This is a genomic window from Deltaproteobacteria bacterium, assembly GCA_013151235.1.
Classification (GTDB): domain Bacteria; phylum CG2-30-53-67; class CG2-30-53-67; order CG2-30-53-67; family CG2-30-53-67; genus JAADIO01.
This window is the reverse complement of sequence record JAADIO010000003.1, coordinates 1-8,026: the sequence shown is the minus strand read 5'-3', so window position 1 is coordinate 8,026 and position 8,026 is coordinate 1. Positions and strand designations below refer to the sequence as shown.

Below are 8,026 nucleotides of genomic sequence, written 5' to 3'. Positions count from 1 at the left end.
CGTTTGTGTGGTTCGGCGAGCTTCCGGGCATGTGGTTCGGAAAGTTTAATGGACCGTTCGTGTGGTTCGACCGGCTCACCATGCTCGGTAGTTTGTCGAACCATGAACGGAATCCGGAAAACGACTTTTTACGACTTCATCTTCTTTGGCCTGGAAACGATCTGAAGAAAAAATATTTGTCAGGATGATCAGGGTGGAACGAGCTTTATAACAAACATTCCCCAAGCGAAAGTGGGAGTGGATCTCTTCCGTCCAGCGGGAATACTACCCATTGGTCATGTTCCTGCAGCATCACTTGACGATGCCGGTTCTTCCCCCAGGATGCGGTCAACGACCTCCTGAAGTTCCTGCAACCGGTAGGGCTTGGCCACTGCACCGCAAAATCCGAATTTTTCATAATCAGACATGACGAAATCGTTGGAATAGCCGCTGGAGGCAATGATCTTTGCTGCAGGGTCGGTTCGATGGATCTCGGTGGCCAGGGCTTTGCCTCCCATTCCACCGGGAATGGTAAGGTCTGCAAGGATCAGGTCGAAGGGGGTTCCTCTCTCGGCAGCCTCCCGAAAGAGCTTGACGGCTTCCTCTCCGGAACATGTTGGAACGGCTTCGAATCCGAAACGGGTCAGCATCTTTGCTGCAACGTCCCGTACGATTTCTTCATCATCCATGACCAGGATCCGTCCTCTCTTCTGGTTGACGGTTTTTGAGCGGCTGCTTTTCTGCCGGGGGACTTTTTCCGTTACTGCAGGAAGGTAGAGGATGAAGGTGGTTCCCCGATTCTTTTTTGATGTGACTGTGATATGACCGTCATGTTTAGTGACGATGGAATGGGTTACGGCCAGGCCCAGGCCGGACCCATCTTCCCGGGTTGTAAAATAAGGGTCGAAGATCCGGCCGATCTGATCCGGTGCGATTCCGTTCCCGCTATCCTGAATGAGGATCTTGATGTAGGGGGAAGCTTGAAGGGAAGGATTTTCACTATTTCCCAAGGCCAGATTTTCAGCGGCAATATTGATTGTTCCCCCATCCGGCATGGCTTGAGCGGCATTCAGAATCAGGTTCTGAATCACCTGGCTCATCTGTCCTGTATCGATTTCCACAGGCCATAAAGTATTCGGGATTTTGTAATTGCAGCGGACGCCCTTCCCCCGCAGAGCGAAGTCACAAGAATCCTGGATTACCTCGGCAATAGAGGCGAGTTCCCGGATCGGAGCGCCCCCCTTGGAGAAAGTGAGCAGCTGTTTTGTCAATGCCTGGGCACGAAGTGAGGCTTTTTCCGCCTGTTGAAGCAGTGGATAGAGCTTGTCCTCGGGAGAGAGAGTTTCCGTTGCGAGACTGAGATTGCCGAGAATGGCAACGAGGATATTGTTGAAGTCGTGAGCGATTCCCCCGGCCAAAACGCCCAAAGATTCGAGCTTTTCCATTTTCATTAGCTCCGAGTCAATCTTCCGTTTTTCAGTAATATCCCGGAAGACGAGGATCGCTCCGATCACACGCGAGTCCCGGTCCCGAATCGGCGCTCCACTGTCGGTGATAATTCGCTCCGTCCCGTCTTTTGCAACGAGGAGTGTGTGGTTAGCCAGGCCGCAGATCTTTCCAAGTTGTAATACTTTTGATACGGGGTCGGCACAAGGGATACGTGTCTGTTCATTGATGATATGAAAAATTTCCTGCAGCGGTTTTCCGGTTGCTTCTTCCTGATGCCATCCTGTAAGTTCTTCTGCAATTTTATTGATCAAAACCACATTCCCCGTCGTATCCGTGGTGATAACTCCGTCGCCTATACTTCGAAGCGTGACGGCCAGCCGTTCCTTTTCTTCTTCTATATTCCGGATGATTTCTTCTCTTTCATGAAAGAGATGGGCGTTGGCAATCGCGACGCTGACCTGGTTGGCAAAAAGGGTCAGAAGATCAAGGTCATGTTCGGTGAAGCTTCCGCCCCCTTGCTTTCCGAGGCCGGAAAGTCCGCCGATGATCCCTTCCCGGCCGAAGAGGGGAACCAAAAGAGCCGACTGCTGTCCTTCTTCCCATGGGGTTTTCTCTTCCATCCACCACTCCGAAGGTGCTCCGAAGAGAAGGGGACGTTCATTCCGGAGGACCCATCCGCACATGCCGACATGAATCTTGTATCGCAGCTTTGTGAATTCTTCGGCCCCTTCCCCTTCAGCGGCCATGTAAATATAGTGGTCGCGTGTTTTGTTCAGGATGGGAACAACCAGGGTGTCGGCCTCAATGATCTCCCGGGCTGATTCCGCTACGAGGTTGAGGACCTTTTGAAGATTCAGCTCGGAGACGACCTTCTGGCTGACCTTGAGAATCTGGGAGAATTCCTTTCGCTGCCGGAGAAGCTCCTGTCCACCGGAGGTCTCATTCAACGACTTCCGAAGAAAGGAGTTCTCCTCCCGGAGCCTCAGGATTTCTTCTAATTGGTCTTTGCTTTTCCGGTTCATGGCCGATCTTTCCTGTCAGAGATTCTCGTCAGATAAAGAGGTTTACATGGGCCTCCATTGTGTCCTGCATGTAGGTTGAGACCCCCTTGACCTCTACCTGAGGGATGATCAAATCATCGATGTTCAGGCCAAGGACATCGACACAGATCTGACAGAGGATAAACTTCACTCCCAGATCATCGGCATCGGCGATCAGTTCCTTCAGGGTCGGGATATTCTTTTTTTTCATCATCTTCCGGATGAGGGCAGGGCCTAAGCCCATCAGGTTCTGTTGAGAGAGAGGGAGATGCTCGGCACCGCCGCGGTTGAACAGTTCTGCTACCTGTTGGAGGAGATTGTCGGTATCGAGATTCCGGTAGGTCCCTTCCCGGGCGGGAGCGGGTCTGCGGCGCCGGGTGAAAAGTCCCCGCCGCTTCTTCAGGCAGTTGTGTCCCCAGAAGACAAACCACATCTTCATCTCCATGCCGAGGGCGGCAAATCCCGTGGCGATGAGGAAAGCGGTGTGGACCCGGTCCAGCTCACCGCTGACGACCATGATCGTTCCTTTTTTGGCCATCCTGTTTTTCTCCATGGGAGGCTCCCTGTGGATTCAGGTTTGCAGGACGATACTGATTCGCTTTCCTTCCCGCTTTGTTTCGACGACTTTGTGATCGCCTTCGGCGCAGAAGTCGAGGATCGATTCTTCAAAGAGAGGGTCGTCGCCCTTGATCCGAAGGAGTGCGCCCTTGTCATGATGGCGCACCTCCTTGGCCAAGGCAATGAGGGGGGCGGGGCAGACCTTACCGGTGACATCGATCTCTTTTAGAATTTCCATTCCTTCCCTCCTGTAACGCTCCGTCTGCAGGAGCCGGTGATCACACCTCTTTGTTGAGGTGTGGAGAACACCCCGTTCCGAAAACCTTGCGGCCAAGTCCCCTCATCCCTGTGCAGGGAGAGTGGCATTTACGGTGCAGAATGAATCCGGAGTCTATGCTTCTTTGGGAACTGGAATTCATCTAAGATTTATCCGGAATTATAGTGAACAGGGGCTGTTCTGTCAATTTTTTTTAAACCGTGTGATGAAGATTTTATCCCCCCCCTGTTGGTAGAATTTCGAAGGTTCTCCTTCCTTGACAGGCGAAAGTCTTTCAGGTAGTCTGTCCACGTTTTTCAAACCATTCAAGGTAACGATTCCGGTTGTTTCTGTTTTTCCGCCGGACAAGGCGTGAGGAGTGCAAAAGAGGTGGGACCTGAACAGTTACCCTTCAGGAGGTTTTCATATGGTCAAGATCGCGCCGTCGATTCTGTCATCTGATTTTGCACGTCTGGGCGAAGAGATCCGGGCCGTGGAGTCGGCGGGAGCTGATTACATCCACGTCGATGTTATGGACGGGCACTTTGTGCCGAACATCACCATTGGTCCTCCCGTGGTGAAGGCGGTACGCAGGATCACCGATCTGCCCCTTGATGTGCACCTGATGATAGAAAACCCTTCGGACTATATCCCGGAATTCGCCGGGGCCGGCGGGGACATCCTTACGGTCCATGCAGAGGCCTGCGTCCATCTCCACCGGACGATTCACCAGATCAAGGACCTGGGGAAAAAGGCCGGAGTAGCCCTGAATCCCCATCAGCCGCTGTCGATTCTTGAGTATGTCCTGGCCGATCTTGACCTGGTACTCGTCATGACGGTGAACCCCGGTTTCGGCGGGCAGAGCTTCATTGAAGGGGTCCTCCCCAAGATCACCCGGCTCAAGGAGATGGTGGTGGAGAGGAGGCTCGACCTGGAGATTGAGGTCGACGGTGGTGTAACGGTTACGAACGCGAAAAAGATTGCTCAGGCGGGTGCCGATGTACTGGTTTCCGGGTCGTCGGTTTTCGGGACGGAGGATTATCAGAAAACCCTGGATCGTTTCCGAAATGAGCTCTCCTGATCTCCTGCCGGGAATCTCTTTCCCATTCCCGGATGTCAGGCTTTATTTTCTTGACAGAAGTGTAAAAAATCAATAACATTTATAAGCTTTAGGTCTGGACGGGAAATCCATGAGGTTTTTTTTGGCTTTTTCGTGCAAAAATGATACGAAGCGTTGCAGGAGTGATCTGTGTTTGATACCCTTTCGGAAAAACTGAATTCAATTATCAGGAATGTTACCGGCAAGGGAAAACTTTCCGATGAGAACGTTCAGGAAGCCCTGCGCGAAGTCAAGATGGCCCTCCTTGAGGCGGACGTCAATTACAAGGTCGTCCGGGGGTTTCTGGAGAAGGTGAAGGAACGCTCCTGCGGGACGGAGGTCCATCAGAGCCTGAATCCGGGACAGCAGTTCATCAAGATCGTACAGGATGAATTGACGGGCCTTATGGGGTCGGAAGAAAGCAAGGTGCAACTGGCTTCCACCCCGCCCACGGTGATCATGATGGTCGGTCTGCAGGGCTCTGGGAAAACCACAACTGTAGGCAAGCTTGCTCATATTTACAAGAAGAAAGGGCACCGTCCCCTGATGGTGGCGGCCGACGTCTACCGCCCGGCGGCCATCCGGCAGTTGCAGGTTTTGGGCGAACAGTTGGGCGTGCCCGTCTACAGTACGGAAAGTCGGGACCCTGTTTCGATCTGCCGAGAGGCGCTGGAAAAGGCCCGGGCCGAAGGATTCGATCTCGTCCTGCTGGATACGGCCGGACGGCTCCATATCGATGAGGCCCTGATGGAAGAACTCTCCAGGATCAAGACGAAGGTCTCGCCTCATGAGATCCTCTTTGTGGCGGATGCCATGACGGGGCAGGATGCCGTCAATATCTCCCGGAGTTTTAATGAACAGCTCGAAATCTCCGGTGTCGTCCTGACCAAGCTTGACGGCGATGCCCGGGGAGGCGCCGCCCTTTCCATCCGTTACGTAACGGGCAAGCCGATCAAGTTTGTCGGGATGGGCGAGAAGCTGGACCAGCTTGAAGTTTTTCACCCCGACCGGGTGGCTTCCCGGATCCTCGGGATGGGAGACCTGCTGACCCTCATTGAAAAGGCGGAGGCGACCTTTGATGAAAAACAGGCGGAGAAGCTGGAAAGAAAAATTCGGAAACAGCAGTTTACCCTTGATGATTTTCGGGATCAGCTCAAGAGTATCAAGAAGATGGGATCCTTGGAATCGTTGATGAAAATGATCCCCGGTATGGGCCGGATACAGGAACTTTCGGCGGCCCGTCCCGATGAAAAGGAACTTTCCAGGATTGAAGCGATGATCGGTTCCATGACTCCCGCCGAGCGGGAACGCTACCAAGTGATCAACGGAAGCCGTAAAAAACGAATTGCCCGGGGAAGCGGCACGACGGTGCAGGACCTGAACCGTCTCCTGCAGCAGTTCGCCCAGATGCAGAAGATGATGAAGATGTTTTCAAAGGGAGGGATGCCGGCCTTTCCCGGTGGGATGCCGAACATGGGAATGGGGAATCTCCCGGCCATGGGCGGCGGCGGAAGGTTCCGGAAAAAACTGAAGAAGAAGAGAAAAATCCGAAGATAAAAAATATCGTGATCTTAAACAATAAGGAGGTGGAAAGCGATGGCAGTATCAATACGACTGAGCCGGTATGGAGCAAAGAAGTCTCCCTTCTATCGGATTGTAGTGATGGATTCTCAGAAGGCACGCGATGGGAGATTCATCGAACAGGTCGGGACCTACGATCCCCGGAAGGAACCGTCGGAAATTGTGTTGCAGGAAGAAGCGGTCTTGAAGTGGTTAGGCTCCGGAGCCCGGCCGACGGAGACGGTCAAACGGTTTCTGAAAAGCTCGGGGATCTGGGCCAGGTTTTGTCAGAACGCATCGTAGCGGTTCCACAGGCTCGGTGATGGTGGATGCGCAAGTGGAGGGTGACCGAAGATGAGAGAACTTATAATCTACGTCGTGAAAGCGCTGGTGGATCATCCCGAGGATGTTGAAGTACAGGAGGTGCAGGGAGAGAAGACAACGGTTATTGAGCTGAAGGTTGCCCAGGATGACTTGGGAAAGGTGATCGGAAAACAGGGACGAACCGCTCGTGCGCTCCGGACCATCCTGAATGCAGCAGGGACCAAGATGGGCAAGCGTTGCGTTCTTGAGATCATCGAATGATGGCTTTGTGATACGGTTCTCCCATGCGTTCTGATTCAAGCGACGGTTTTTCCGGTTCTATGGAAGAATGGATTGAGGTCGGCACTGTTTTCCGGAAACACGGCATCCGGGGTGAGGTCAAGGTTTATCCCCTGACCGATTCTCCCCGTCGGTTTCTCGATCTGGAAGAAGTCGTGCTGGAGGATCCTGCGGGGAAACGGCAGAAGGTCAGGATTGACCGGGTCCGTTTTCAGAAAGACCGTCTGATCCTTCACTTTGCCGGTCTGGATACGCTGGATGAGATCGAGCCCTTTTTGAAGAGCCGGATCCTGATCCATCGTTCGCAGGCGCTTCCCCTTGGGGAGGGGCGTTACTATCATGCGGATATCATCGGTCTTGCCGTGGTAAGTGAAGAAGGTCTGGACCTGGGAAGTGTCACGGAGATCCTGGAAACCGGCAGCAACGACGTCTATGTGGTCCGGAAGGGGAAAAAGGAAATCCTGATCCCGGCGATTGCGGAGGTGGTCCGGAAGGTCGATCTTGCGCGGGGAGAGATGATCATCCACGTCATGGAGGGGCTTTTTGAGCCAATTTGACTGGGATGTATTGACTCTCTTTCCGGAGATCATTCAGGTCTATGCAGAATCGGGGATTATCGGACGGGCACAAAAGGACGGAAAGATTTCCGTCCGGGTTCATTTGCTCCGGGATTTTACGAGGGACAAGCACCGAACGGTTGATGATTATCCTTACGGCGGCGGCGAAGGGATGGTCCTGAAGCCGGAGCCGATCTTTCGGGCGGTCGATCTGATCCGGGAGAGACAGCCGGAAACGAAGGTGATTCTCCTCTCCCCGCAGGGGCATGTTTTTAACCAGGCGGCGGCGGAACGCCTGGCATCGAAAAGCAGGGCGCTGACTCTGATCTGCGGCCGATACGAAGGGGTTGACGACCGGGTTTTGACTCATCTTGTCGATGAAGAGATCTCCATCGGCGATTACGTGATTTCCGGCGGGGAACTGGCGGCTTTGGTGTTGATTGATGCGGTTTCGAGAAATCTTCCCGGCGTCGTGGGGGATGAACGGTCGGTCGTATCGGATTCTTTTTCCGGGGGGCTACTGAAGCATGCTCAGTACACACGGCCGGAAAAATACCGCGGGATGAAGGTCCCGGAGATCCTGCTTTCGGGCCATCACGCGAAGATCAAACGGTACCAGCGATATTGCGCGTTAAAAAAGACCTTTTGCAGCCGTCCCGATCTGTTGGAGAAGGCTGAATTGAGTGAGGAAGATCGGGAGATGCTTCGGCGGATCCGGGAAGAGGATCAGGAACAATAGACTTGGCACGGAGGAGCAAGGCGCAAAGGCAAAGATCAAAAGCATTGACCACGGGGGACACGGGGAGTCACGGGGAAGGCAAGAAAATTAAAGTGCGGGTTTTTCCTATGCTCCCCCGTAGGGGGAGAGTAACCCCTTCACGCAGCCGAGCATCGCAGAAAGGTCGGGAAAAAGGGCGAGATCGTG

Annotated in this window: 9 protein-coding genes; 6 read left to right on the top strand and 3 right to left on the bottom strand. The window is 53.5% G+C overall.

Going from position 1 to position 8,026, the window contains the following annotated elements; all coding sequences use genetic code 11:
- Nucleotides 1-275 precede the first annotated feature (275 nt).
- Genes GXP58_00710 through GXP58_00700 form a run of 3 tightly spaced genes read right to left on the bottom strand, consistent with a single transcriptional unit; the run spans nucleotide 276 to nucleotide 3,264 of the window.
- Complete coding sequence (locus tag GXP58_00710) at nucleotides 276-2,450, bottom strand: PAS domain S-box protein (GenBank protein NOY52123.1); 2,175 nt, start codon at nucleotides 2,448-2,450, stop codon at nucleotides 276-278.
- Between the two features lie 28 nt (nucleotides 2,451-2,478).
- A complete protein-coding gene (locus GXP58_00705) occupies nucleotides 2,479-3,021 on the bottom strand; it encodes a hypothetical protein (GenBank protein ID NOY52122.1) in 543 nt (180 codons plus the stop codon).
- 18 nt (nucleotides 3,022-3,039) lie between these two features.
- Nucleotides 3,040-3,264, bottom strand: coding sequence for a sulfurtransferase TusA family protein (locus GXP58_00700; GenBank protein ID NOY52121.1), 225 nt, complete (start codon nucleotides 3,262-3,264; stop codon nucleotides 3,040-3,042).
- Between the two features lie 445 nt (nucleotides 3,265-3,709).
- On the opposite strand from GXP58_00700, the gene GXP58_00695 reads away from it, so the two are divergent.
- The 6 genes from GXP58_00695 to trmD all read left to right on the top strand — a co-directional run bounded on the left by GXP58_00695 (nucleotide 3,710) and on the right by trmD (nucleotide 7,840).
- Entirely contained in the window at nucleotides 3,710-4,363 is a 654-nt protein-coding gene (locus GXP58_00695) for a ribulose-phosphate 3-epimerase (GenBank protein ID NOY52120.1), read from the top strand.
- A gap of 168 nt (nucleotides 4,364-4,531) precedes the next feature.
- Nucleotides 4,532-5,938 (top strand): signal recognition particle protein, encoded by a 1,407-nt coding sequence (ffh, locus tag GXP58_00690; GenBank protein ID NOY52119.1) that lies wholly within the window; start codon nucleotides 4,532-4,534, stop codon nucleotides 5,936-5,938.
- A gap of 39 nt (nucleotides 5,939-5,977) precedes the next feature.
- Nucleotides 5,978-6,244, top strand: coding sequence for a 30S ribosomal protein S16 (gene rpsP / locus GXP58_00685; GenBank protein NOY52118.1), 267 nt, complete (start codon nucleotides 5,978-5,980; stop codon nucleotides 6,242-6,244).
- A 51-nt stretch (nucleotides 6,245-6,295) separates the two neighbouring features.
- Nucleotides 6,296-6,526 (top strand): KH domain-containing protein, encoded by a 231-nt coding sequence (locus GXP58_00680; protein ID NOY52117.1) that lies wholly within the window; start codon nucleotides 6,296-6,298, stop codon nucleotides 6,524-6,526.
- A 23-nt stretch (nucleotides 6,527-6,549) separates the two neighbouring features.
- On the top strand, nucleotides 6,550-7,101 hold the full coding sequence (gene rimM, locus GXP58_00675; protein NOY52116.1) for a 16S rRNA processing protein RimM: 552 nt from the start codon (nucleotides 6,550-6,552) through the stop codon (nucleotides 7,099-7,101).
- Nucleotides 7,088-7,840: a tRNA (guanosine(37)-N1)-methyltransferase TrmD gene (gene trmD / locus GXP58_00670; GenBank protein NOY52115.1), complete on the top strand. Its 753-nt coding sequence runs from the start codon at nucleotides 7,088-7,090 to the stop codon at nucleotides 7,838-7,840. The genes rimM and trmD overlap by 14 nt, the downstream gene beginning before the upstream one ends.
- Nucleotides 7,841-8,026: the final 186 nt, after the last annotated feature.

Bases quoted from the DNA above. Each gene is read 5' to 3' on its own strand.
- GXP58_00710 (NOY52123.1), bottom strand. From the start codon at position 2,450: ATGAACCGGAAAAGCAAAGACCAATTAGAAGAAATCCTGAGGCTCCGG.
- GXP58_00705 (NOY52122.1), bottom strand. From the start codon at position 3,021: ATGGAGAAAAACAGGATGGCCAAAAAAGGAACGATCATGGTCGTCAGC.
- GXP58_00700 (NOY52121.1), bottom strand. From the start codon at position 3,264: ATGGAAATTCTAAAAGAGATCGATGTCACCGGTAAGGTCTGCCCCGCC.
- GXP58_00695 (NOY52120.1), top strand. From the start codon at position 3,710: ATGGTCAAGATCGCGCCGTCGATTCTGTCATCTGATTTTGCACGTCTG.
- rpsP (NOY52118.1), top strand. From the start codon at position 5,978: ATGGCAGTATCAATACGACTGAGCCGGTATGGAGCAAAGAAGTCTCCC.
- GXP58_00680 (NOY52117.1), top strand. From the start codon at position 6,296: ATGAGAGAACTTATAATCTACGTCGTGAAAGCGCTGGTGGATCATCCC.
- rimM (NOY52116.1), top strand. From the start codon at position 6,550: ATGCGTTCTGATTCAAGCGACGGTTTTTCCGGTTCTATGGAAGAATGG.